Raw genomic sequence first — 24,291 nt, 5'->3', positions numbered from 1 at the left:
TAGCGTCGGTGAGCATGGCTGGTCACGGTTCGTCGTCCGATCGGTCCACTGCCGCCGAGGTCCGCCCCGGGGGCGATGGCACCAGCGGCGGCACCAGCGGCGGCACCACCGCCGCCCCGGACCACGACACGCTCGACCTGACCTCCGGGACCGTGGACATGGCCTCGCTGGAGGCGGCGCAGGACGAGAAGCGCCGGCTGCTGGACGAGGCCGGCCGGGTGGCCCGCGCGCAGCTGAGCGGGCAGCAGGCGCTGCCGGCCGGGGTGCAGCCGGCCGACACGACGGCGCTGATGCACCGCTTCTACGCCGGTGAGCCGGCGGCCGAGGTCATCGGCCACGACCCGGCCGACCTGGCCGCGCTGGCGCTGCAGCACCTCCGGCTGGCCGCCCGGCGGGTGCCCGGCAGCCCGGTCGTGGACGTGCACCGCACCACCACCGGCCGCGCCGTCCTCCGCTGCGTGATCGACGACATGCCGTTCCTGGTCGACTCGGTCACCGCCGAGGTGGTGCGCCAGGGCGTGGCGCCGGACCACGTCGTCCACCCGGTGGTCGTGGTCCGGCGGGACGCCGAGGGGGAGCTGATCGCGTTCTGCGACAGCTCCGACGCCGCGGCCTGCGGCGCCGACGCGCTGGCCGAGTCCTGGATGGCCGTCGTCCTCTCCGGGCACGTCGACGAGGAGTCCGTCGCCGACCTGCTGGCCGGGCTCGAGCGGGTGCTGGCCGACGTCCGCCGCAGCCACGAGGACGCCGGGGCCCTCGCCCAGCGCGCCCGCGAGGTCGCCGACGCCCTGGAGCGCCTGGTGCCGGAGGGCGACCCCGCCGGGCACCCCGCCGACGACCCGGCCGAGGCCGCGGCGCTGCTGCGCTGGCTGGCGTCGGGCAACTTCCTGTTCCTCGGGGCCCGCACGGTCGAGCTGGTCGGCGACGCCGCCGAGCCCGCCACCGAGGTGGTGGCCGGCTCGGAGCTCGGGGTGCTGCGCAGCTCCCCGGACCGGGCCACCTCGGTCGCCCCGGCAGCGCTGGCCGTCCCGGGCGCGGTGGCCGCCCGCCGGGTGCGGGTGACCAAGGGCGATGCGCGGTCGACCGTGCAGCGCCCGGCCTGGCTGGACCTCGTGGTCGTCGACCTGCCCAGTGACACGCCCGGCAGCCGGGGCCGCCAGCACCTGCTGGTCGGGCTCTTCCCGAACGAGGCCTACACGAGCAGCGTCCGGGACGTGCCGCTGGTCCGGCGGATCGCCGAGGCGGTGCTGGCGCGCTCCGGGGTGCCGGCCGACAGCCACTCGGGCAAGGAGCTGCTCGACGTCCTGGAGACCTACCCCCGGGACGAGCTGCTGCAGGTGGACGTGGACGAGCTGCTGCCGGTGGCGCTGGCCGTGCTGCACCTGCGCGAGCGCCGGCAGACCCGGCTGTTCCTGCGCCGCGACCCCTTCGACCGGTTCTTCTCCGCGCTGGTCTACCTGCCCCGCGACCGGTACACGACCCAGGTGCGGCTGACCATGCAGCGGCTGCTGCTGGAGACCCTCGGCGGCACGACCGTCGAGTTCACCGTCCGGTCCAGCGAGTCGGTGCTCACCCGGCTGCACTTCGTCGTCCGGATGCCGGTGAGCCGCCGGGGTGCCGCCACGCTGCCCGAGGTCGACGTCGCGGCGCTGGAGGCGGCGCTGGCCGCTGCCGCCCGCAGCTGGACCGACGACCTGGCCGACGCCCTCGCCGAGCGGCACGGCGACGAGGCGCCCCGGCTGCTGGCCCGGGTCGCCGACGCCTTCCCCGCGGCCTACCAGGAGGACTTCCCGGCCCAGGTGGCGGTGGAGGACCTCGCCCGGCTGGACCGGCTCGCCCCGGGCGGGATGGACCTGCGGCTGTGGGCGCACGAGGGCCCCGACGGTGAGCGCCGGCTGACCGTCTACCGGGTGGGGGAGCGGCTGCTGCTGTCCGACGTGCTCCCGGTGCTGCAGCACATGGGCGTCGACGTCCTGGACGAGCGGCCCTACGAGATCGACCGGATCGGCGCGCCGATGGCCTGGGTCTACGACTTCGGCCTGGCCTCCCCGACCGGGGAGGTGCCCTTCGCCGGCACCCTGCCCGAGCGGTTCACCGACGCGATCACCGCCGTGTGGGCCGGCCGGGCCGAGGACGACGCGCTGAACTCCCTGGTGCTGCTGGCCGGGCTCACCTGGCGCCAGGTCGCGGTGCTGCGGGCCTACGTGCAGTGGCTGCGCCAGGGCGGACTGCCCTTCGGCGAGGGCTACGTGCAGGAGACGCTGGCCGCGCACCCGGGGATCGTGGCCCGGCTGGTCGCGCTGTTCGAGACCCGCTTCCACCCCGACCGCTCCGCCGGTCGCGAGGCCCGGACGATGGCGCTGGTCGACTCGCTGACCGAGGCGATCGGGTCGGTGGAGTCGCTGGACGCCGACCGGGTGCTCACCTCGCTGCTGGCGGCGGTGCGGGCCACGCTGCGCACCACGGCCTACACCGCCGGGGTGTTCACCGGCGGCGCGCCGCTGGCGCTCAAGCTCGACCCGCACGCCGTCCCCGACCTGCCCGAGCCGCGCCCGGCGCGCGAGGTCTGGGTCAGCTCGCCCCGGGTGATGGGCGTGCACCTGCGTTTCGGCGCGGTCGCCCGCGGGGGGCTGCGCTGGAGCGACCGGCGGGAGGACCTGCGCACCGAGGTGCTGGGCCTGGTCAAGGCGCAGACGGTGAAGAACACGGTGATCGTGCCGACCGGGGCCAAGGGCGGGTTCGTCGTGCTGCGCGCGCCGGGGGAGGGGGCCTCCCGCGACGAGGTGCTCGCCGAGGGCAAGGCCTGCTACGAGCTGTTCATCGGTGCGCTGCTGGCGCTCACCGACAACCTGGTCGAGGGCGCCGTGGTGCCCCCGGAGCGGGTCGTGCGGCACGACGGCGACGACACCTACCTCGTCGTCGCCGCGGACAAGGGCACGGCGACCTTCTCCGACCTGGCCAACGCGGTGGCGATCGAGCGCGGCTTCTGGCTCGGGGACGCCTTCGCCTCCGGCGGCTCGGTCGGCTACGACCACAAGGCGATGGGCATCACCGCCCGCGGCGCCTGGGAGTCGGTCACCCGGCACTTCCGGGAGCTCGGCGTGGACGTGCAGAGCCAGGAGGTCACCGTCGTCGGGATCGGCGACATGTCCGGCGACGTCTTCGGCAACGGGATGCTGCTGTCGGAGCACCTGCGGCTGGTGGCCGCCTTCGACCACCGGCACGTCTTCGTCGACCCCACGCCGGACGCCGCCGCCTCCTTCGCCGAGCGCCGCCGGCTGTTCGCGCTGCCGCGCTCCTCCTGGGCCGACTACGACCGGTCGCTGATCAGCCCCGGTGGCGGGGTCTGGCCGCGGACGGCGAAGTCGGTGCCGGTCTCCGAGCCGATGCGGGCCGCCCTCGGCCTGGCCGCCGGCGTGGACGCGCTGAGCCCGGCCGAGCTGGTGCGCGCCGTGCTGCTGGCCCCGGTCGACCTGCTGTTCAACGGCGGGATCGGCACCTACGTGAAGGCCGCGTCGGAGAGCGCGCTGGACGTCGGGGACAAGGCCAACGACGCGGTGCGGGTCGACGGCGGGCAGCTGCGCGTGCGGGTGGTCGGCGAGGGCGGGAACCTCGGCCTGACCCAGCGCGGCCGGGTCGAGTACGCGCTGGCCGGTGGCCGGGTGAACACCGACGCGATCGACAACTCCGCCGGCGTGGACACCTCCGACCACGAGGTCAACATCAAGATCGCGCTGAACCGGGTGGTCGACGAGGGCCGGCTGGACGCCGCCGGCCGGGCCCGGCTGCTGGGGGAGATGGCCGACGAGGTCGCCGCCGACGTGCTGGGCGACAACTACGCGCAGAACGCCACGCTGGCCGGGGAGTCCGCGGCGGCGCGGGGCCTGCTCGACGCCCACCAGCGCTACCTGCGTGCCCTGGAGCGGTCCGGGCGGCTGGACCGGGCCGTGGAGGCGCTGCCCGACGACCGGGCGATCGTGGAGCGCCGGCGGGACGGGCAGGCGCTGACCAACCCCGAGCTCAGCGTGCTGCTCGCCTACGCCAAGATCGAGGCCGGCGACGCGGTGCTGGACTCCGGGCTGCCCGACGACCCCGCGCTGGACGAGCTGCTGACCGGGTACTTCCCGGAGCCGCTGCGCCGGCGCTTCCCGGCCGCGATCTCCAGCCACCCGCTGCGCCGGGAGATCGTGGCCACCGCGCTGAGCAACCGGACGGTCAACACCGCCGGGGTGACCGGCCTGTTCCGGCTGGCCGAGGAGACCGGTGCGCCGCTGTCGGCGGTGGTGCGGGCGCACACGGTGGCCCGGGCGGTGTTCGGCGTCGACCGGCTCTGGGACGCCCCCCGCGAGCTGGACAACCGGGTGCCGGCCGCGACCCAGGTGCAACTGCGCACCGAGGCCACCCGGCTGGCCGAGCGGGCCGCCCGCTGGCTGCTGCGGGTGCCGGAGCTGACCGCGGAACCCGCGGCGTCCCTGGCGGCCGTCATCGACCGCTTCGCCACGCCCGTGGCCGAGGTCTGCGCGGGGTTGCCGGGCTGGCTGCTGGGCGCGGACGCCGAGGCCTACGCCGAGCGGGCGGCCGGGCTGCGGGCGGCCGGGGTGCCCCCGGAGCTCGCCGCCGAGGTCGCCGCCGCGCCGCTGCTGCCCACTGCGCTGGACCTCGCGGTCGTCGCCGAGGACACCGGGGCGCCGATCGCGCTGGCCGCGGAGGTGTCCCAGTGCCTGGCCGAGCGGCTGGGGCTGGTGCCACTGCGTGAGCTGGTGATCGGGCTGCCCCGGGACCGCCGCTGGCCGTCGATGGCCCGGGCGAGCCTCCGCGACGACCTGGCCAGCGAGCAGGCGACGCTCACCGCCGACGTGCTGGGCCTGCGGGCCGACGGCCGGGCCGAGGACGCCGCGGCGCTGGTCGAGCGGTGGGTCGACGCCTGGGACGTCACCCAGCAGCGGGCGGCCATCCAGCTGGCCGAGCTGGCCGGGGGCGACCGGCACGAGCTGGCCGAGCTGCTGGTCGCCGTCCGCACCCTGCGCGGCCTGCGCCGCCGCCGCTGACCCGACCGGTCAGCGGCGGAGCTGGTCGGGGGAGGTCAGCGGCACCCAGCCGGCCGGCACGCCGGGTTCGCCGGCCGGCTGCCCCACCACGGTCGGCAGCCGGTCGACGGCGGCCAGCTGGTCCAGGTCCAGGCCGGTGAGCGCGGCGAGGTCGGCGATCGGCACGCCGAAGGTGCGGAAGGCGCCGGGTGGGGGAGGGGAGTCGGCGGCGCGCGCGGGCAGCCGGCCGATCAGCGAGCTCTGGTCCAGGAGGTAGCCGGTGGCACCGAGCCGGCCGTCGTCGACGAAGGCCGCCACCTTCCAGAACCGCAGCGGCAGCTGCACGCCCCGGTAGACGGGGTCGGCGGGGTCGAGCACCGGGCCGGTGAACACCACCAGCCGGCGCTGCCCGGTGGCCGCGCTGGCCAGCAGGTGGTCCTCCAGGCCCAGCCAGAGCTCCTCGCCCTGGTTGAACGCGGCGGCCTGGGGAGCGGCGTTGGTCAGGAAGAAGGTGTCCTCGTTGCCGCGCTGCGCCTCCGCTTCGGTGGCGCCCCACACCGCGTCGGCCCGCCGCACCAGGTGGCCCCGGTCCAGGTCGTTGCGGGCGTAGACGGCCTCCCCGGTCTGCTGGTCGGCAGGCACCCGTGGGTCCAGCCGCCAGTCGATGCCCGACCGCGAGCGGTCCTGCAGCAGCGCGCCGTCGATGCCCACCCCGGCGACCGCGGCCAGCCGCCGGTCGGTGCGCAGCAGCACGCTGAAGTGGGTGTAGTCCAGCCGGACGGCCGGCAGCGGGTCGCGCAGTACCGGCAGCGGGACGGGGACGCCGAGCAGCTGCTCGTCCAGCCCGGTCCGGTCGGCGAGGTCAGCGGCGGAGGGCTGGGCGGAGTCGGTCATGGGCCGATCCTCGGCGGTGGGTCCGACACGCGCGCGCCCCTGGCGTGAACAGGGGACCGGCGGGGCACAACGCATCCGTGAAGACCGTCGTGATCGCCGTCCTCGGGGGTCTGCTGACCCTCGCCGGCATCTGCCTGCTCGTCCTGCCCGGCCCCGGGTTCGTGCTCGTCGCCGCCGGCCTGGCGGTGCTCGCCACCCGGTTCCCGTGGGCGGCCAAGCCGCTGGACTACGCCAAGGAGAAGGCGCAGGAGGGCGTGGAGGAGGTCGGCAAGAGCCCGCTGCGCGCCGCCGGGGCGGTGCTCGCCGCGCTGGCGCTCGTGGTCTTCGGGGTGCTGGCGCTGATCGGCGTGGACCTGCCGTTCGTCAACGCCTTCACCGCCGTCGTCCTGATCATCTCCGGGCTCTTCCTGGTCGGGACCGTGGTCTTCGCCCGGCACGAGGAGCACGAGCAGGAGGCCAAGGCGCACCGCCCGGCCGGCGTCCCGGGCAGCGGCGGCGCCTACCGCGCGGCCGCCCCCGACCGGGACTGACGCCGGGCTCAGCCCAGGTCGGGACGACGCCGGCCGAAGCCGGTGGCCTGCTCGAAGGCGTGCCCGACCTCCAGCACCCGGCGGTCGGCGCGGGGCGGCCCCACGATCTGCAGCCCCACCGGCAGGCCGTCGGCAGTGAACCCGCCGGGCACCGACAGTGCCGGGCAGCCGGTCGCCGAGATCAGCGTGCAGGAGCGCATCCAGCCCAGGTAGTCCTCCTGCGGCACACCGGCGACCTCGGTCGGGTACTCCTGCTCGACCGGGAACGGCAGCACCTGGGTGGTGGGGGCCAGCAGCACGTCGTACCGCTGGAAGAAGGCCACCACCCGCTCGTAGATCTTCGTGTGCGCGATCTCGGCCCGGCCGACGTCCGCGCCGGTGAGCTCGGCACCCCGGGCGGCGTTCCAGCGGATGGTCTCCTTCACCTTCTCCGGGTTCCGCCGGACCAGGTCGCCGAAGCTCGCCTCGAACAGCCAGGCGCGCAGCACCCCGAACGCCTCGTCGGCCCCGCGTAGGTCCGGGCAGGCCTCCTCGACGGTGGCGCCGAGGTCGGCGAAGACGCCCAGGGACGCCTCCAGGGTCGCCGTGATCGCCGGGTCCACCGGCACCTGACCGCCGAGGTCCGGCGCCCAGGCCACCCGCAGGCCGCGCAGCTCGGTGGGCAGCGGGTCGGCGAACGGGGCGCCCGGGTCGTCCAGCGCGATCGGCACCCGCGGGTCGGGCCCGGCCAGGGCGGAGAGGGTCAGCGCCACGTCGGCGACCGTGCGGCCCATCGGCCCCTGCACGGACAGCTGCGACCAGCCGATCGGTGCCGGGTGGGTGGGCACCCGGCCGGGAGTGGGCCGCAGGCCGACGACGTTGCAGAACGCGGCCGGGTTGCGCAGCGAGCCGCCCATGTCGCTGCCCTCGGCGATCGGCACCAGGCCGGCGGCCAGCGCCGCCGCCGCGCCACCGGAGGAGCCGCCGGCGGACAGCCCGTGCCGGTAGGGGTTGTGGGTCGCCCCGAAGAGGGTGTTGAAGGTGTGCGAGCCGGCCGCGAACTCCGGCACGTTCGTCTTGCCGACCCGGATGGCCCCGGCGGCGCCCAGTCGGGCCACGGCCAGCTCATCGCGCGCCGGCACGGTCTCCGCGTGCAGCGGCGAGCCCCAGGTGGTGCGCATGCCGCCGGTGGCGTGGGTGTCCTTGTGCGCGATGGGCAGCCCGTGCAGCGGGCCGACCGGCTCTCCGGCGGCGAGCGTGGCGTCGGCCGCGTCGGCGGCGGCCCGGGCACCCTCGGGGTCGAGGGTGACGATGGCGTTGAGCCGGGGGTTCAGCCGGTCGATCCGCTCCAGGTGGGCGTCCAGCAGCTCCCGGGCCGAGACCTCACGGGCGCGCAGCATCGCCGCGAGCTCGGTGGCCGGGCGGGTGCAGAGGTCCTCGGCGCTGGTCACCCCGGCGACCGTACTGGGTCTCTCAGCGTTGAGGAACCTGGTGCGCTCAGCGGGTGACTGCGGCGGCCGGGACGACCAGGGTCAGCTCGGTGCCCGGCTTCCCCCGGTCGGTGGCGTGTTCCACGTGCAACCCCGCCCGGCGGAGCAGCGCCCGCAGCCGGACGACGGAGTCCGGCTCGCCGGTGGTGGTGGCCAGCAACCGGGCCAGCCTCCCCTTGTGCGCCTTGTTGAAGTGGCTGACCACGGCGCGGGTGCCGTCCGGGCGTTCGCTCAGCACCGTCACGGTCACCGCTCCCGGTACGGGCGCCAGGTCGGCGTAGGCGCCGGACCGCAGGTCGACCACCAGGCCGTCGATGCCGGCGAGCACGTCGGTCAGCACCGGCTTCCACAGCGACCGCAGCGTGGGCAGGCCGGGCAGCGAGCTGCCGGCGGACAACCGGTAGGCGGGCACGGCGTCGTCCGCGCGCAGCAGACCGAACAGCGCGGAACCGACCGCCAGCCGGCCGTCGGCCCGCCGCCGCTGGGCGCGGGAGAGCGAGCGGACGTCCAGGGCGTCGTAGAGGACGCCGGTGTAGCGCTCGATCGCCGGCATCGTCGGGCTGGACCGGAGCGCGGCGTTGCGGGCGATCTCGTCGTCCTGGGCGGGGGAGAGGCCCAGCGCGGACCGCGCGGCCGGGACGTCGCCGGCGAGGGAGACGACCGCCTCGACCAGCTGCTCGCGGAGGGGCGTGAGCTCCGGGCTGCTCAGCGTGGCCAGGTCCAGCGGCGCGCCGTCCCCGCCGGGGTGCTTGGTCTCCGAAGGGGGCAGCAGCACGAGCACGGGGGTCGAGGCTACGTGTCGCCGTCCGCCGCACCGGTGCGAGCTGGCAGGCTCGGGGTCGTGCAGCGGGGCAACGGCGCTGCTCGGAGGCGACCTCCGGTGTCGTCATCTACCGTTCTGCGACGCTGCGCTTCGCAGTGCAGGGCCCGGTCGAGGAGGTGAGAGACGTGTTGGTGCTGGACAGTGCTGCCGTCTCCACCCGCGGACCACGCCCGGACAACCAGGACTCCGCGGTCGCCGGACCGTTGCTCATCGCCATCGCCGACGGGGTCGGCGGCAACGTCGGCGGGGCCGTCGCGTCGTCCCTGGTGGCCAACTGGCTGGCCCCGCTCGCCGCCGGCAGTGACGGCGAGGGCGCCGACGACCCGGTGCGGGTGGTGGCCAGCGCGAACGAGCGGATCCGGGCTGCCTACACCGAGCGGCCGCGGCTGCGCACGATGGCGACGACGATGACCGCCGTGCACTCCGACGCCCAGGGGCTGGCGTTGCTGCACATCGGTGACTCCCGCGGCTACCTGCTGCAGGACGGCGAGCTGCAGCAGGTCAGCACCGACCACACGCTGGTCCAGGCGCTGATCGACGCCGGCTCGCTCACCCCGGCCGAGGCGAAGGTGCACCCGCAGCGCTCGGCCGTCTACGCGGCCCTGCACGGCGCGGACGACGACGTGGCGGCCGTCGACGTGCTCCGGCTGGACGCCCGGCCCGGCGACCGGCTGATGGTCTGCTCCGACGGGCTGTCCGACGTCGTCCCACCCGACGTGCTGCGCGACCTGCTCGCCACGCCCGGCACCCCCGCCGAGGCCGCCGCCCGCCTGCGGGACGCGGCGCTCGCCGGTCCGCCGACGGACAACATCACCGTCGTGGTGGCCGACGTCCGGGAGTCCGCGCCGGGGAACGACCCGATCCGGGTGTGCACCGTCGGCGCGGCCACCGAGCTGCGCGAGGAGACCGCGGAGGCGCTGGAGGCCGTCTGGCCCGGCCCGGTCCCGGTCGGGCTGGTCCAGCACCGCCCGCGCTGACGGAGCTCGTCAGGTCCAGTAGAGGAGCCGGGCGTCGGGCAGCCGCTCGGCGATGGCGGCGGTGAACCAGCCGCGCAGCTCGCCCATCGTCGCCTTGGGGTAGACGTGCTTGACCGCGCCGAACTTGCCGCGCTTGGTGGTGCGCTGGGCCTCGTCCATCTCCAGCCGGGTGCGCGGGTACCAGTCGAGCAGCGTCTCCTTGCTGCCCGGGGTGAAGCGGTGGGTGATGCACTCGACGGTCAGGTCGGTGGCCGCGGGCAGGGCGGCCGCGACGTCGTCCAGCAGGCGGCCGTAGTGCTCGCGCCAGTCGTCCACCGGCATGATCGGCGCGATCGTGAGACCGACCGGGTAGCCGGCCGCCGCGACCGCGCCCAGTGCCGCGATGCGCCCGGCCACCGGAGAGGTGGCGCCCTCGAACCGCTGGGCCACCGGGCCGGCGTTGAGCGAGAACCGCAGCCGGGTGCGGCCCCGGTGCGGCAGGTCGAGCAGGCCGGCGACGTCGTCGAACTTGGTCGTCGCCCGCAGCTGCACCGGACCGGCCCAGTCGTGGGTGCCGAAGTGGGTGATCGCGGTGGCCAGGCCGCCGGTCAGGTGCTCCAGCGCCAGCGGGTCGGTGTAGCAGGAGGCCTCGAACGTCGTCCCCTCCGCGGCGCGGGCGGCCGAGCCGGAGGTGACGGTGCCATGCCCGACGTAGCCGTCGAGTCCGGCCAGCGCCTCGTCGAGGTCGGCGTACACCCGGGTGATCGGTGGGCCGGACAGCGAGCCGGCCAGGTAGCAGTACTGGCAGTGCGCCGGGCAGCCCTGTGCCAGGTCGAAGCGCCAGTCCGCCGAGGGGGCGATCGGCTGCAGCCGGCGCAGTGACGCCGGCGGGACGACCAGCGCGAGGGTCTGCTTGGCCGCCATGAACGCCGCCCGGTCGCCGTCGCCACGCAGGCTGGGCAGCCGGTCGCCGCGCAGCAGCTCGATGTCGCTGACCCCGGCCGCCTCCAGCCGGGCCAGCACCCGCTGCCCGTACGGCCGCTCGGCCGCCGAGCGGGTGACCAGGACGCGGGACGGCGTCCAGCGTCGGGTGGGGGTCGGGGCGATGGTGAGGGTCGGCGCGGTGGGTGCGGTCAGCGCGGTGGTCATCACCTGGTGCAACGGCCCCGGGGATGCCGCCCTTCCGCTCAGGCGGCGCGTCGCCGGACGACGTCCCGATGGGCCATCAGTGCCCAGACGACGTGCTGCAGGTCCATCCGCTCGCCGTCGGAGGGCAGCGCGGCGGGCAGCCGGTGTGTGCCCGGCAGCAGCGACGACAGCCCGTCGGCGGCGGTTCCGCGGAACCGTCCTCCGGTGTCCTCCCACGGCCGCCCACCGTCCGGGGCCACGGCGACCAGTCGGCCGCCGGCCCGGCTGAGCGCCAGGTCGTGGTCGTGGACCAGCCCGTGGTCGACGTCGCAGAGCAGGACCATGTTCGAGACGTCGGTGCGGCCGCCGTGCAGCCAGTGCCGCAGGTGGTGGGCGTGCAGCCGCTCCGGCCGCGTCTCCTCGCACCCCGGCCGGGCACAACCGCCGTCGCGGAGCAGCAGCGCGCGTCGCTGGGCGCGGGTGGCGTACCGCCGCGACCGGCCCTGGGCCAGCACCTCGGGCCCGTCGGTGACGATCGCGGTGACGGCCGCGTCGCACGCCAGTCGCCGGGCCTGGGCCGGGGTGAGGGCTGGGCCCCCGGCCAGTGCGGCCCGCCCGGCGGCCTCGTCGTCGGCCAGCACCGTGGCGTCCACGACGACCACCACCTCGCGGCGGGGCGGGTCGCCGGCCCGACGGTCGGCGTCGGCCGCCGCCGCGGCCAGCCTGGTCATCGCCCGGCAGCGGCGTTCGGTGCTCACGGCCAGCGGCTCAGCCACGTTCTCGATGGCGGGGTCTCCGGGAGCGTGCTCCTCGGGAACGGAGGCGTCGGCGACGGCGCCATCCCCAGTCGTGCCGTCGTCGGCGGTCTCGGGGCCGGTGTCAGATCCCGGGGGCACGAACCCGCCAGCCGCGGTGGCCCGGGTGCGGGCTGCTCGCTCCCGGCGCGCGTCCCGCTCCGCGAGCGACTCGATCGCGGCGAGGAACTCGGCGCCGTGCTCGGCTTCCATCCGGACCTGCACCGAGATCATCCCGTCGTCCTCGGTCCACCAGGAGAACCGTCGCCGGTCGGCCACCCGGCCCGCGTCGACGTCGTCGGCCCGGCGCCAGGCCCGCACGGTGCGCTCCACCTGGGAGGCGGTGGCGTGCCGGGCGAACTCGACGAGCTCGGCCTCGGTGCCCGGCTCGGCGACCCGGGTCAGTGCGCGCACCTTCGAGTAGGAGAGCTCGCCGGCGGAGAAGGCGGCGCTGGTCAAGGGCAGCGCCCGCAGTGCCCGCGCCACCCGGACGTGCTGCCGGGCCGTCCCCGGCGTCAGCGCGCACCGCCAGGCCAGCCAGTGCGCGCACGAGGTGATGCCGATGCCCCGCCAGCCCTCCCGCTGGTCGAACTCGGCGACCAGCCGCAACCAGGACGCCGTCGCCGCGGCCAGCTGCACCGCGCCGGCGCAGATCCGGTCGCCGAGCGCCTCCAGCGGCTCGGCCGGCTGTGCCGGCCCGGCGCTCCGGACGACGGACAGTGGCGAGGGAGTGACCAGCGCATCGACCATGTGTTCGAACGTAGCGGCTGGCACCGACAGAACCGCTGGTCAACCGGTCGCGACGGTTCCGCGGAACCGTCGCGAGCCGCGCCGTCGGAGAGCGCGCCGCCGAGGGCGGACGTGCAGTGCCGTCGGCAGGATGACGGTACGGACCGATCTGAGGGGGCGTCATGACGACGGCAGCTGGCTTGGCCTACGCGGGAGGCCGCAACATCGCCATGAAGGTGCCTCCCCACCAGTGGGAGGACACCGTCCGGTTCTACCGGGAGACCCTCGGGCTGCGGGAGCTGGACAACCCGTTCGACAGCGGCCCGGAGTCGGTCGGCTTCGAGTTCGGCGCCAACCGGCTGTGGATCGACCGCGTCCCCGGCATGAGCCAGGCGGAGCTGTGGCTGCAGGTGACGACCGACGACACCGCTGCAGCGGCCGATCACCTGGCAGCCCACGGAGTGGCCCGCTGCGACGAGATCGAGCCGCTGGGCACCAGCGCGGCCTTCTGGATCACCAGCCCGGCCAGCATCGTGCACCTGGTGTCGGCGCCCGACGTGGACTGAGCCGGGTCAGTCGGCCAGGTCGACGACGACCGGGGCGTGGTCGCTGGCGCCCTTGCCCTTGCGCTCCTCGCGGTCGATCCGGGCGTCGGTGACCCGGCGGGCCAGCGCAGGGGAGCCGAGCACGAAGTCGATCCGCATCCCCTCGCGGCGCGGGAAGCGCAGCTGCGTGTAGTCCCAGTACGTGTAGACGCCCGGGCCCGGGGTGTACGGCCGGACGACGTCGGTGAACCCGGCCTCCACCACGCCGCGGAACGCCGCCCGCTCGGGCTCGGAGACGTGCGTGGAGTGGCTGAACACCGACATGTCCCAGACGTCGTCGTCCTGGGGGGCGATGTTCCAGTCGCCGACCAGCGCCACCTGCGCGTCGGCGTCCTCGGTGAGCCAGCCGGCCGCGTGCACCCGCAGCGCCTCGAGCCACTCCAGCTTGTACTGCAGGTGCGGGTCGGTGAGGGTGCGGCCGTTGGGCACGTAGAGGCTCCACACCCGCACGCCGCCGCAGGTCGCGCCCAGCGCCCGGGCCTCGGCGACCGGCTCGGCGCCCTCCTTGGCCCACGACGGCATGCCCGGGAAGCCGACCTCGACGTCGGTCAGGCCCACCCGGGACAGCAGCGCCACGCCGTTCCACTGCGAGTAACCGACGTGGGCGACCTCGTAGCCCAGCGCCCGGAACCGGTCCTCGGGGAACTGCTCGTCCTTGCACTTGGTCTCCTGCAGCGCCAGGACGTCGACGTCACTGCGCTGCAGCCAGGCCTCCACCCGGTCCACTCGGCTGCGGATGGAGTTCACGTTCCACGTGGCCAGGCGCATGACCGTCGACCTTAGGCGGCGCCCACCGGACGCCTGCGGCCGCTAGCCTGCGCGCCGTGCGCAGACCCGCGGCCCTGCTCGCGCTCGTGCTGCTCGTGCTGGGCGGCACCGCCCCAGCGGCCGCCGCGCCGACCTCGGCGTTCACCGGCACCCCGTTGCGGCCGGTGGACTGCCCGATGCCGGTGCCCGACGCCGGCCGGGTCGAGTGCGCCCGGTTCGCCGTCCCGGAGTCCCGGCATGACCCGGACGGCGACCACGTCGAGCTGCTCGTCGCCGTGCTGCACAGCGAGGTGGACGACCCCACCGCCGCCCCGGTGCTCGTCACGGCCGGCGGCCCGGGTTCGGCCAGCGGCGGTCTGACCGGACTGGCGGGCTCGGCCTACGCGCGGGACCGGGACGTGGTGGTGCTGGAGCAGCGGGGCACCGGCAACTCCGAGCCCGCGCTCACCTGCCCGGAGCTCGGCCAGGCGTTCATCACCGGGCTGACCACCGCGGACCCGCCGGCCCGGGAGACCACCGTCCAGGTCGCCGCCGCGCGGGCCTGCGCAGACCGGCTGCGTGCCGACGGCGTGGACCTGGCCGCCTACACGACGGCGGAGAACGCCGCGGACGTCGCCGACCTGCGGGTCGCCCTCGGACACGACGAGTGGGACCTGTGGGGGTTGTCGTACAGCACCCGGCTGATGCTGACCGTGCTGCGCGACCACCCCGAGGGGGTGCGCAGCCTGCTGCTGGACTCCGCCGTGCCCACCGACGTGCCCGAGTACGACCGCCTGGTCGCGGGCCTGCAGGCGGCATGGGACCGGCTGGTCGCCACCTGCGCGGCCGATGCCGCCTGCGCCCGGGCCCACCCGCGGCTGGACACCGCGCTGGCCGCCGCCGCGGCCCGGCTGGACGAGCAGCCGCTGGAGGTGGCCGCCACCCACCCTGACACCGGCGGACCGGTGACCCTGCGGCTGACCGGCGACGACCTGGTCTCCGCGGTGTTCAACGCCCTCTACGACCCGCAGCTCATCCGGTACGTCCCGCTGCTGGTGGACCGGCTGGGGGACGGCGACGCCGGTGCCGCCCGGCCGGTCGCGGACGCCGCGCTGGTGGAGCTGACCCGGACCGCACTGGGCCTCTACTACTCGGTGCAGTGCGCCGAGATGGTGCCGATGAGCACCGACGCCGCCGCGGAGGCCGACGCCGGGGCGCTGGCCGGGCGGGCGGCGACCCGGCTGCTGTGGCTCGGGGCGGACCGGGAGGTCTGCCGCGCCTGGGGTGTGCCGGCCCGGCCCGAGGCAGCGGCGCCTGTGGTCAGCGACGTGCCCGTGCTGGTGATGGCCGGGCAGTACGACCCGATCACCCTGCCGGAGACCGGCCGGGCGCTCGCCGCGCGGCTCGGCGACGCGACCTTCGTCGAGGTGCCCGGGCAGGGCCACACACCCTCTCTGCAGGGCGACTGCGCGCCCAGCATCGCGGTGGCCTTCCTCGACGACCCGCACCGCACCCCGGACACCCGGTGCCTGGCCGGGCTCGGGCCGGTGGACGTCGTGCTGGACGACGACGTCCACCTGACCTCCGGGGTGTACCGGCTGGCCACCGACGGCGTCACCCCGGTGTCGTCCGGGCTGGCCGCCGCGGTGACCGGGCTGCTAGCGGGGCTCGCCGGGCTCGGGGTCGCGCTGGTGCGCAGCCGCCGACGGGGCAGCGGCGGACGTCGCCGGGCACCGGCCGCGCTGGCGGCGACGGCCGCGGCGGTGGGCCTGGCGGCCCTCGCAGCGCTCGCCCTCGTCATCCGCGACACCCTCGCCGTGGACGAGCTGGTGCTCGGCTTCGGACTGCCAGCAGCCGCCGCCTGGCTGCTCTGGCTGCCCGTCGTCGCCGCGTTGCTCGCGACCGGCGGACTGGTCCTGGCCCTCCCGCGCGGCCGGGTCGATCGCGCGCCGGTGCTGGCGCTGCCCTGGGTGCTGGGCACGGGCGTGGCCGCGCTGGGCCTGGTGGCCGCCCTCGCCGCCCTGGACCTGCTGCCCTGAGGGGCAGCAGGTCCACCGCCGCTCGCCTCAGGCCTGGGAGAGCGGGGCGATCTCGGTGTCGGACTTCGCCTGCATCCGGGCGCGCATCCGCTCGCGGCTCTCGACGAACTTGGTCGCCTGCGCGTCCAGCCCGACCATGAACTGGGCCAGCTCCTCGCGGGCGCGCTCGCCCTCGGGGCCGAGGTTGGTGCGCTCGAACACCTTCCAGGCGCGCAGCACCGGGGAGATGACCTCGTCGTGGTGCAGCCGCAGGTCGTAGATGCCGGCCTTGGCGATGAGCACCGAGTTCTTGCGGAAGCCGGCCATCGAGGCGCCGGGCATCTCGAAGCGCATGACCTCGTCGGCGACCGCGCGCATCGTCTCGTCCGGGGCGATGTCGAACGCCGCGGAGACGATGTTGCGGTAGAAGACCATGTGCAGGTTCTCGTCCTTGGCGATCCGGGCGAGCAGCCGGTCGGCGATCGGGTCGCCGGTGGCCTTGCCGGTGTTCCGGTGGCTCACCCGGGTGGCCAGCTCCTGGAACGAGACGTAGGCGACCGCCTCCAGCGGGGTCTTGTCCCCGGAGTCGTAGCCGGAGGTCATGTAGTCCATCCGGGCGCGCTCGAGCTCGACCGGGTCGACCCCGCGGGTGACCACCAGGTAGTCGCGGAGGGCGATGCCGTGCCGGTTCTCCTCCGCCGTCCAGCGACCGACCCAGGTGCCCCAGGCGCCGTCCCGGCCGAACCGGGTGGCGATCTCCCGGTGGTAGCTGGGCAGGTTGTCCTCGGTGAGCAGGTTGGTGAACATCGCGGCCTTGGCCGTCTCGTCCAGCTTCGACTGCTCGGGGGCCCAGTCCTCGCCGCCGAGGAAGGCGAAGTCACGCCCCTGCGACCACGGGACGTAGTCGTGCGGGTGCCATTCCTGCGCCAGGCCGATGTGCCGGTTGAGGTTCTCCTCGACCACCGGCTCGAGCTCGATGAGCAGTGCGCCCTGCGGCGACGTCTCCGACACGTGGACCTCCCTGGTCGACCACCTACGGTCCCGTAACCTACGGCACCGTAACCACGTGACCGGGACAACGGCCCGGCCGAGGGCCAGGTTCCGGCGCCGGCGGTGGGTGACCGGCGTCGGGTGATGGGGTACCCGCCGGCCCGCGGTCCAGTCGTGCCGGCGCCGGGCAGATCACAGCGCGTCCGCCCGTGCGGGTGAGCCCGGACGATCTGAGCGGCATCCGTCCACCCAGCAGTGGGAACATGACCAGATGACCGGACACCTGGCCGCCGCATGAGCGAGGAGAACCAGCACGGGAGCCACCGGTGGCGGCCCGGCGACACCGAGCGGATCGACCCGGTCGACGTCCACGCGACCACGGGCCTGCCGCTCGCCGACGACGACCGGTCCGCGCACAGTGGCCGGCGGCATGCCGCGTCCGGCTTCGGCCCGGCGCTGGGGCTCACGGTGCTGGGCGCGGTGGTCCCCGGCACCGCCTTCCTGGCCAGCGGACGACGCCGGCTCGGCGCCGTCGTCCTCACCTTGTTCCTCCTGCTGCTGGCCGGCGGCGTCTGGCTGGCCACCGTCGGCTGGCGCGACACGATCCGGTTCGCGGTCGACTCCACCGCGCTGCTCTGGGTGATCGGCGGCATCTGCGTCGTGGCGCTGGCCTGGCTGGCCGTCGTCGTGACCGGCTACCGCGCGGTGCTCCCCCGGCGGGTGCGGGGCTGGCAGCACGCCGTCGGTGGCCTCGTCGTCCTGGCGCTGTGCCTGGCCGTCGTCGTCCCGGCCGTCTGGGCCGTGCGGATCGCCGACGCGCAGCGGGACCTGGTGGACACCGTCTTCGCCGACGGGGACAGCGCCACCGTCACCGACCCGGCCGACGGCAGGGACCTCTTCGGGGACCGCGAGGAGCTCAACGTCCTGCTGCTGGGGGGCGACGGTGGCGAGGGCCGGGAGGGCGTCCGCACCGACACGGTGATCGTCGCCAACGTCCAGCTGGAGACCGGGGCGACGACGCTGTTCAGCCTCCCCCGCAACCTGGAGGAGCTGCCCTTCCCGGCCGACAGTCCGCTCGCCGAGGTCTACCCCGACGGGTTCGACGCCGGCAGCGAGAGCGAGAGCCTGCTCAACGCCGTCTACCGCAACGGCCCGGCCTGGTACCCCGACATCCTGGGCCCCACCGACGACCCGGGGGCGGACTTCCTGAAGCTCGGGGTCGGCGAGGCGCTCGGCCTGCACATCGACTACTACGTGCTGGTCAACCTCGACGGGTTCAGTCAGCTGGTCGACGCCCTGGGCGGCATCACCGTCGACGTGAACTACTACGTCCCGGTGGGCGGCGAGCCGACCCTCGGCATCCTGCCGGACGCCTACATCGCCCCCGGGCCCGACCAGCACATGGACGGCGCCACGGCGCTGGCCTACAGCCGTGGCCGGTTCAAGCTGACGGACTACCAGCGGATGGACCGCCAGCGGTGCGTCCTCGACGCCATCGTCGACGCCGCCGACCCGATGACCCTGCTGACCCGGTTCCAGCAGCTCGCCGCGACCACCCAGGACATCGTCTCCACCGACGTGCCGCAGGGGGTGCTGGGCGACGTCGTCGAGCTGGGCCTGCGGGTGAAGGACGCCCCGATCCGCAGCGTGGTCTTCGACGACACGGTGATCGACCCCGCCTACCCGGACTACGACCGGATCCGCGCCCTGGTCCAGCAGGCGCTGGCCGGCCCGTCGGACACCTCACCGGCCGCCGGGACGACGGCCCCGTCGTCCGCGCCGTCGTCGTCGGCCGCCCCGTCGGGCGATCCCGGGACGAGCAGCGCGCCGGCTCCGAGCGCGGCGCAGGACCCGGCCGCCGAGGTCAGCGACGCCTGCGCCTACGACCCGGCGCAGGCGCAGGCCGCCCTGGCCGAGGGGCAGCCCCCGACCCGCAACGGCTGATCAGCCGCCGACCAGCACCACCACGAGCGTGCGTGGGCCGTGCACGCCCTCGACCCGCTGCAGCTCGATGTCGCTGGTCGCCGACGGCCCGCTGACCATGGTCAGCGGGCGCAGCGGGTCCAGCCGGGCCAGCCCTTCGGGCACGCTGCCCACCACCTGGTCGGCGGTGACGACGCAGACCAGGCAGTCCGGCAGCAGGGACAGCGCCCGCCGTCCGCAGGCGGGGGAGCCGTCCAGCACCAGCGTGCCGGTCTCGGCGATCGCCACGGCCACCGCGGTGACCGAGGCCGCCCGCTCGGCCAGCTGCACCGCCGGCCGCTCGTCGTCCACATCGCAGCCGGCCGGCCGCCACTCCGCGGCGAGCCCGGGCGCGACGACGACGTCGCCGGCCGCCCACCCGGTGCCCAGCCCCCGGTCCAGAGCGGCCCGCACCGTCGCGGCGACCTCCGCCGGCGAGCAGCACAGCACGGTGGCGCGGTAGTCCTCCACCCGGTCGACCAGCAGGGCCAGCAGCTCGGCGTCCCCGGCGGGCCGGCCGTCGGTGAGCCGGTAGTCGCGGACCACCTCGGGCGCCGGCGTCCGGTCCTCGCCGCCCAGTGCCTGACGGATCCGGCCCAGCACCTCCTCACGGGCGCTCACCGTCGTCCGCCGTTCGTGTTGCACGTGGAACCACTCACGACCGGTGCTCCTCGGTCCACTGCTGGACGAACGTCTTCGCCGGCGGGGTGGGCAGGTCGCGGCTGCGGGTCCAGCCGGAGACCGGCGGCGGCAGCGCGTTGGGCAGCGTGGGCCGCCCACGGGAGAACAGCCGGCCCAGCCGGGCTCCCCGCTGGGCCAGGTGCCACAGCCGGGGGTGCGACATCGCCTTCGCGAGGCCGCGGAAGGCGACCGCCTCGGCCGTCGGCCGCTCCTGCGCCTCGACGTGCTCGCCGCGCAGGTGGACCAGGATCGACGGGATGTCGATCGCCACCGGGCAGACGTCGTAGCAGGCGCCGCACAGTGAGGAGGCGTAGGGCAGCGAGGCGTTGTCCTCGACGCCGGTGAGCATCGGGGAGAGCACCGCGCCGATCGGCCCCGGGTAGACCGAGCCGTAGGAGTGCCCGCCGGCCCGCTCGTACACCGGGCAGACGTTCAGGCAGGCCGAGCAGCGGATGCAGTGCAGCGCCTCGCGGCCCACCTCGTCGGCGAGCACCGCCGTCCGGCCGTTGTCCAGCAGCACCAGGTGGAACTCCTGCGGCCCGTCGCCGGGTGTGACGCCGGCCCAGGTCGAGGTGTAGGGGTTCATCCGCTCGCCGGTGGAGGAGCGCGGCAGCAGCTGCAGGAAGACCTCCAGGTCGCGCCAGGTCGGCACCACCTTCTCGATCCCCATCACGGTGATCAGCGTCTCCGGGAGGGTCAGGCACATCCGGCCGTTGCCCTCGGACTCCACCACGGTGAGCGTGCCGGTCTCGGCGACGCCGAAGTTCGCGCCGCTGACCGCGACCCGGGCCCGCAGGAACCGCTCGCGCAGGTGCGCCCGGGCGGCCATCGCCAGCTGGCGGGGGTCGTCGGTCAGGCCGGGGTCGACGCCCGGGATGGTGCGGGCGAAGATCTCCCGGATCTCCGCGCGGTTCTTGTGGATCGCCGGCACCAGGATGTGCGACGGGCTGTCCTCCCCCAGCTGCACGATCAGCTCGGCGAGGTCGGTCTCGAAGACGTCGAGCCCGGCGCCCTCCAGCGCCTCGTTGAGGCCGATCTCCTGGGTGGCCATCGACTTGACCTTGACCACCTCGGACGTGCCGGTGGCCAGCACCAGCCGGGTGACGATCTCGTTGGCCTCGTTCGCGTCGCGGGCCCAGTGGACGACGCCGCCGCGGGCGGTCACCTGGCGCTCGAGCTCCTCCAGGTGGTCGTCCAGGCGGGCCATCGTGGCGGTCTTGAGCGCCTTGCCCGCGGCGCGCAGCTGCTCCCAGTCGGGCAGCTCGCCCACCACCGCGGCCCGCTTGCCGCGGATGGTGCTGGTCGCGTGGCCGAGGTTGGCCCGCAGCTGGCCGTTGCGCAGCGCCCCGCGGGCGGCGTCCGGGAAGGACTGCGTGCCGCGCAGGTGCCCCACCCCCCGGGGTGCGGTGGGCAGGCCGGGCATGCCCAGGTCGACGGCGGTCACGCGGTCACCGCCGGCTCGGTGCGCTGGTCAGGGGTCACTGCTTCCTCCGTCGAGGCGAGGATCTCGGCCAGGTGCACCGTGCGGGTGCCGGCCCGGAGCCGGGAGAGGCCGCCGCCGATGTGCATCAGGCAGGAGGCGTCCCCGGCGGTGCAGACCTCGGCGTGCGTGGACAGCACGTTGGCCATCTTGTCGGTGAGCATCGCGGTCGACGTGTCGGCGTTCTTCACCGCGAACGTGCCCCCGAAACCGCAGCACTGCTCGGCGCCGGGCAGCTCCACCAGCTCCAGCCCGCGCACCGCCCGCAGCAGCTGCAGCGGCGCGTCGCCGACCCGGAGCAGCCGCAGCGAGTGGCAGGTCGGGTGGTAGGTGACCCGGTGCGGGTAGTAGGCGCCGACGTCGGTCACCCCCAGCACGTCGACCAGGAACTGGGACAGCTCGTACGTGCGGTCGGCCAGCTCCTCGGCGGCCTGGGCGAGCGCCTCGTCCCCGGCCCGCCGGGCGACGGCGGCCTGCTGGTGGTGGATCGAGGCCACGCACGAGCCGGACGGCGCGACGATCACCTCCGCGCCGGCGAAGGCCCGCACGTGGTTGGCCACGATCGACACCGCCTCGCGCCGGTAGCCGGTGTTGACGTGCATCTGACCGCAACAGGCCTGCGTCGGTGGGACGACGACCTCCTGCCCCAGCCGCTGCAGCAGCGCGGCGGTGGCGTGGGCGACGGTCGGCGTCATCGTGTCGACCAGGCAGGTGGCGAAGAGTGCGACCTTCAACTGAGACCTCCGCTCAGCTCGCCACGGACCGGCTGAGGTGCCGGGCCGTGCTGGACTCGCGGGCGACGAGCACGGGCTCGAAGACCGGTTGCTGGTGCTGGTGGCCCTCGGCTGCAGCCTCGTCCAGCAGCAGCTCGGCCGCCCGGCGGCCCAGTTCCTCGCGGGGCTTGCGGACCGAGGTCAGCGGGACGGCGGCGGCCGCGGCGTAGTCGATGTCGTCGTAGCCGACGATGGCGAAGTCGTCGGGCACCCGGACCTGCTGGCGCACCATCTCCTGGAGCACGCCCATCGCCAGCAGGTCGTTCGCGCAGACCGCCGCGGTGGGGCGCTGCCCGGCAGGCAGCCGGAGGATGCGTGCGGCGGCCTCACGGCCACCGGCCACGGTGAGCGTGTCGGGGGTGACGACGGCGAGCGCCTCGTCGGAGCCGGTGCCCTCGCGGACGGCGGCCGCGACGCCCTGGTAGCGCTCCTGCAGCTGCGGGAGTCCGGTGGTGCCGCCGATGAAGGCGATCCGGCGGTGCCCCTGGTCGAGCAGGTGGCCGGCGGCCAGCCGGCCACCCAGGACGTCGTCCACGGCCACGGCGCACTGGTCGGCGCCGGGCGCGCGACGGTCCAGCAGCACCACCGGGACGCCGCGCTGCCGCAGCGCCTGGACCTGCGGGGAGATGTCGGCGGTCGGGGTGAGGACGACGCCCCGCACTCGCTGCTCGGTGAGCGCGTCGAGGTGGGCGGCCTCCTTGGCCGGCCTGCCGTCGGAGTTGCACAGGACCACCGACAGGCCCTGCGCGTTGGCCACCTCCTCCACCCCGCGGGCGACGTCGGTGAAGAAGGGGTTGGCGATGTCGAGCACCACGAGCCCGATGGTGCGGCTGTGGCCGGCGCGCAGCTGACGGGCCGACTCGTTGCGCACGAACCCCAGGGTGGTGATGGCGTTCAGCACGCGTTCGCGGGTCGCGGGGCTGACCGAGTCGGGCCGGTTGAGGACGTTGCTCACCGTGCCGACCGAGACGCCGGCGTGGACGGCGACGTCCCGGATGCTGGCGGTCAGTGGTGCCCCCTCGGTTCTCGGCCGGTCCGTTGACCGCTCGCACGCAGCATCCTACTGTGGCCCACAGCACCTTGTGAATCGTTTCAGTGAGGAGGCGTCGTGCCGCGGGTCTGCTTCACCCTCCAGGTGCGCCCTGACCGGCTCGCCGAGTACCGCGAGCGCCACGCCGCCGTCTGGCCGGAGATGCTCCGCGCGCTGCGCGACGCCGGCTGGCGCGACTACCAGCTCTTCCTGCGCCCCGACGGCCTGCTCGTCGGCGTCGTCGAGACCGACGACCTGGCGGCCGCGCAGGCCGCGGTGGACGCCGCCCCGGTCAGCGCCCGGTGGGAGGCCGAGATGGCCCCCTTCTTCGAGACCGGCGACGGCCGCGGCAAGGCCACGCTCGACCTCGTCTTCGACCTCGACGCCCAGCTGCGGGCCGCCGGGGAGCACACCACCACGAACGGAGACACCCCGTGACCACCGATCTCCGCGGCCAGGCCCTGACCGCGCTCGCTCAGCAGACCATCGAGCTGCCGTCCTGGGCGTTCGGCAACGCCGGCACCCGGTTCAAGGTGTTCAGCACCCCCGGCGTCCCCCGCGACCCGTTCGAGAAGATCAGCGACGCCGCCGTCGTCCACCGGCACACCGGCGCCGCCCCGCGGGTCTCGCTGCACATCCCGTGGGACCTCGTCGACGACTTCGGCGCGCTCGCCCGGCACGCCGCCGAGGAGGGCGTCTCCATCGGCGCGATCAACTCGAACCTCTTCCAGGCCGACGAGTACAAGCTCGGCTCGCTCACCCACGCCGACCCCGCGGTGCGGGCCAAGGCCGTGGCCCACCACGTGCAGTGCATCGACGTCATGCGGGCGACCGGGTCGACCGACCTGAAGATCTGGCTGCCCGACGGCACCAACTACCCGGGCCAGGACGACATCCGCGACCGGCAGGACCGGCTGGCCGAGTCGCTGCAGCAGATCTACGCCGAGCTCGACCCCGAGCACCGGCTGATCCTCGAGTACAAGTTCTACGAGCCGTACTTCTACACGATGGACATCCCCGACTGGGGCACCTCGCTGCTGCACTGCCTGGCCCTCGGCGAGCAGGCGAAGGTGGTGCTGGACACCGGCCACCACGCGCCGAACACCAACATCGAGTTCATCGTCGCCCAGCTGCTGCGGGTGGGCCGGCTCGGCGCCTTTGACTTCAACTCCCGCTTCTACGGCGACGACGACCTGATCGTCGGCGCCGCCGACCCGTTCCAGCTGTTCCGGATCATGAACGAGATCGTCCGGGCCGACGCGCTCCGGCCGGACTCCGGCGTCAACTTCATGCTCGACCAGTGCCACAACATCGAGCCGAAGATCCCCGGCCAGATCCGCTCGGTGATGAACGTGCAGGAGGCCACCGCCAAGGCGCTGCTGGTCGACCGCGAGGCGCTGCGCGCCGCCCAGCAGTCCGGTGACGTGCTCGGCGCCAACGCCGCGCTGATGGACGCCTACAACACCGACGTCCGCCCGCTGCTCGCCGAACTGCGCGAGTCGAAGGGCCTGGCCGGCGACCCCTACCGGGCCTACGCCGCCTCCGGGCACCAGGAGCAGATCGCCACCGAACGCGTCGGGGGCCAGCAGGCCTCCTGGGGCGCCTAACCCCACCACCCGCGCCTTCGCGCGCGAAAGCACCCGCGCCTTCGCGCG

19 protein-coding genes are annotated in these 24,291 nt (G+C 75.0%); 8 read left to right on the top strand and 11 right to left on the bottom strand.

What is annotated here, in order from left to right; translation table 11 throughout:
- The first annotated feature begins 14 nt into the window (after positions 1-14).
- The gene (locus tag HLA93_RS12910) at positions 15-5,048 is read left to right on the top strand and encodes an NAD-glutamate dehydrogenase (protein WP_246626421.1); all 5,034 of its coding nucleotides are present in this window, start codon (positions 15-17) and stop codon (positions 5,046-5,048) included.
- 9 nt (positions 5,049-5,057) lie between these two features.
- Here the strand turns inward: HLA93_RS12910 and HLA93_RS12905 are convergent, their stop codons facing one another.
- A complete protein-coding gene (locus HLA93_RS12905; protein ID WP_222194768.1) occupies positions 5,058-5,921 on the bottom strand; it encodes a DNA/RNA non-specific endonuclease in 864 nt (287 codons plus the stop codon).
- Positions 5,922-5,998: 77 nt separating this feature from the next.
- Between HLA93_RS12905 and HLA93_RS12900 the strand changes: the two genes are divergently transcribed.
- Complete coding sequence (locus HLA93_RS12900) at positions 5,999-6,451, top strand: PGPGW domain-containing protein (protein ID WP_222194767.1); 453 nt, start codon at positions 5,999-6,001, stop codon at positions 6,449-6,451.
- A gap of 8 nt (positions 6,452-6,459) precedes the next feature.
- On the opposite strand, the gene HLA93_RS12895 is transcribed toward HLA93_RS12900, so the two are convergent.
- Entirely contained in the window at positions 6,460-7,881 is a 1,422-nt protein-coding gene (locus HLA93_RS12895) for an amidase (RefSeq protein ID WP_222194766.1), read from the bottom strand.
- A gap of 46 nt (positions 7,882-7,927) precedes the next feature.
- Positions 7,928-8,701, bottom strand: coding sequence for a peroxide stress protein YaaA (gene yaaA / locus HLA93_RS12890; RefSeq protein ID WP_222194765.1), 774 nt, complete (start codon positions 8,699-8,701; stop codon positions 7,928-7,930).
- A gap of 167 nt (positions 8,702-8,868) precedes the next feature.
- Here yaaA and HLA93_RS12885 point away from each other — a divergent pair, with 167 nt between their 5' ends.
- Positions 8,869-9,720 carry a PP2C family protein-serine/threonine phosphatase gene (locus HLA93_RS12885; RefSeq protein WP_222194764.1) on the top strand — a complete coding sequence of 284 codons (852 nt, stop codon included), beginning with the start codon at positions 8,869-8,871 and terminating at the stop codon, positions 9,718-9,720.
- Between the two features lie 9 nt (positions 9,721-9,729).
- Here HLA93_RS12885 and HLA93_RS12880 read toward each other — a convergent pair whose 3' ends face one another.
- Entirely contained in the window at positions 9,730-10,848 is a 1,119-nt protein-coding gene (locus tag HLA93_RS12880) for an SPL family radical SAM protein (RefSeq protein WP_222194763.1), read from the bottom strand.
- 38 nt (positions 10,849-10,886) lie between these two features.
- Entirely contained in the window at positions 10,887-12,371 is a 1,485-nt protein-coding gene (locus HLA93_RS12875; protein ID WP_222194762.1) for an HNH endonuclease signature motif containing protein, read from the bottom strand.
- A gap of 161 nt (positions 12,372-12,532) precedes the next feature.
- Here HLA93_RS12875 and HLA93_RS12870 point away from each other — a divergent pair, with 161 nt between their 5' ends.
- Complete coding sequence (locus HLA93_RS12870; protein ID WP_222194761.1) at positions 12,533-12,916, top strand: hypothetical protein; 384 nt, start codon at positions 12,533-12,535, stop codon at positions 12,914-12,916.
- Positions 12,917-12,922: 6 nt separating this feature from the next.
- Here the strand turns inward: HLA93_RS12870 and HLA93_RS12865 are convergent, their stop codons facing one another.
- Positions 12,923-13,723 carry an exodeoxyribonuclease III gene (locus HLA93_RS12865; RefSeq protein WP_222194760.1) on the bottom strand — a complete coding sequence of 267 codons (801 nt, stop codon included), beginning with the start codon at positions 13,721-13,723 and terminating at the stop codon, positions 12,923-12,925.
- A 56-nt stretch (positions 13,724-13,779) separates the two neighbouring features.
- On the opposite strand from HLA93_RS12865, the gene HLA93_RS12860 reads away from it, so the two are divergent.
- The gene (locus HLA93_RS12860; RefSeq protein WP_222194759.1) at positions 13,780-15,741 is read left to right on the top strand and encodes an alpha/beta fold hydrolase; all 1,962 of its coding nucleotides are present in this window, start codon (positions 13,780-13,782) and stop codon (positions 15,739-15,741) included.
- Between the two features lie 27 nt (positions 15,742-15,768).
- Here the strand turns inward: HLA93_RS12860 and HLA93_RS12855 are convergent, their stop codons facing one another.
- The gene (locus HLA93_RS12855) at positions 15,769-16,731 is read right to left on the bottom strand and encodes an acyl-ACP desaturase (protein WP_222194758.1); all 963 of its coding nucleotides are present in this window, start codon (positions 16,729-16,731) and stop codon (positions 15,769-15,771) included.
- A gap of 273 nt (positions 16,732-17,004) precedes the next feature.
- Between HLA93_RS12855 and HLA93_RS12850 the strand changes: the two genes are divergently transcribed.
- Positions 17,005-18,654, top strand: a complete 1,650-nt coding sequence (locus tag HLA93_RS12850) for an LCP family protein (RefSeq protein ID WP_222194757.1) — start codon at positions 17,005-17,007, stop codon at positions 18,652-18,654.
- Here the strand turns inward: HLA93_RS12850 and HLA93_RS12845 are convergent, their stop codons facing one another.
- The 4 genes from HLA93_RS12845 to HLA93_RS12830 are packed head-to-tail and all read right to left on the bottom strand — an operon-like array spanning position 18,655 to position 22,603.
- Positions 18,655-19,293: a LutC/YkgG family protein gene (locus HLA93_RS12845; protein WP_222194756.1), complete on the bottom strand. Its 639-nt coding sequence runs from the start codon at positions 19,291-19,293 to the stop codon at positions 18,655-18,657. It lies immediately after the preceding gene.
- A 34-nt stretch (positions 19,294-19,327) separates the two neighbouring features.
- Entirely contained in the window at positions 19,328-20,797 is a 1,470-nt protein-coding gene (locus tag HLA93_RS12840; protein WP_308128099.1) for a LutB/LldF family L-lactate oxidation iron-sulfur protein, read from the bottom strand.
- Positions 20,794-21,567: a (Fe-S)-binding protein gene (locus tag HLA93_RS12835; RefSeq protein WP_222194755.1), complete on the bottom strand. Its 774-nt coding sequence runs from the start codon at positions 21,565-21,567 to the stop codon at positions 20,794-20,796. Before HLA93_RS12835 ends, HLA93_RS12840 begins: the two co-directional genes overlap by 4 nt.
- A 13-nt stretch (positions 21,568-21,580) precedes the next feature.
- Positions 21,581-22,603, bottom strand: a complete 1,023-nt coding sequence (locus tag HLA93_RS12830) for a LacI family DNA-binding transcriptional regulator (RefSeq protein WP_308128104.1) — start codon at positions 22,601-22,603, stop codon at positions 21,581-21,583.
- 111 nt (positions 22,604-22,714) lie between these two features.
- Here HLA93_RS12830 and HLA93_RS12825 point away from each other — a divergent pair, with 111 nt between their 5' ends.
- Both HLA93_RS12825 and rhaI read left to right on the top strand, forming a co-directional pair.
- Positions 22,715-23,074 (top strand): L-rhamnose mutarotase, encoded by a 360-nt coding sequence (locus HLA93_RS12825; protein WP_222194754.1) that lies wholly within the window; start codon positions 22,715-22,717, stop codon positions 23,072-23,074.
- Positions 23,071-24,243, top strand: a complete 1,173-nt coding sequence (rhaI, locus tag HLA93_RS12820) for an L-rhamnose isomerase (RefSeq protein WP_222194753.1) — start codon at positions 23,071-23,073, stop codon at positions 24,241-24,243. Before HLA93_RS12825 ends, rhaI begins: the two co-directional genes overlap by 4 nt.
- Positions 24,244-24,291 lie beyond the last annotated feature (48 nt).

Origin of the sequence: Modestobacter italicus, from assembly GCF_019799965.1 — a bacterium.
Lineage (GTDB): Bacteria > Actinomycetota > Actinomycetes > Mycobacteriales > Geodermatophilaceae > Modestobacter > Modestobacter italicus_A.
Note: the sequence above shows the minus strand (reverse complement) of the source record. Positions and strands in the feature narration are given on the sequence as shown.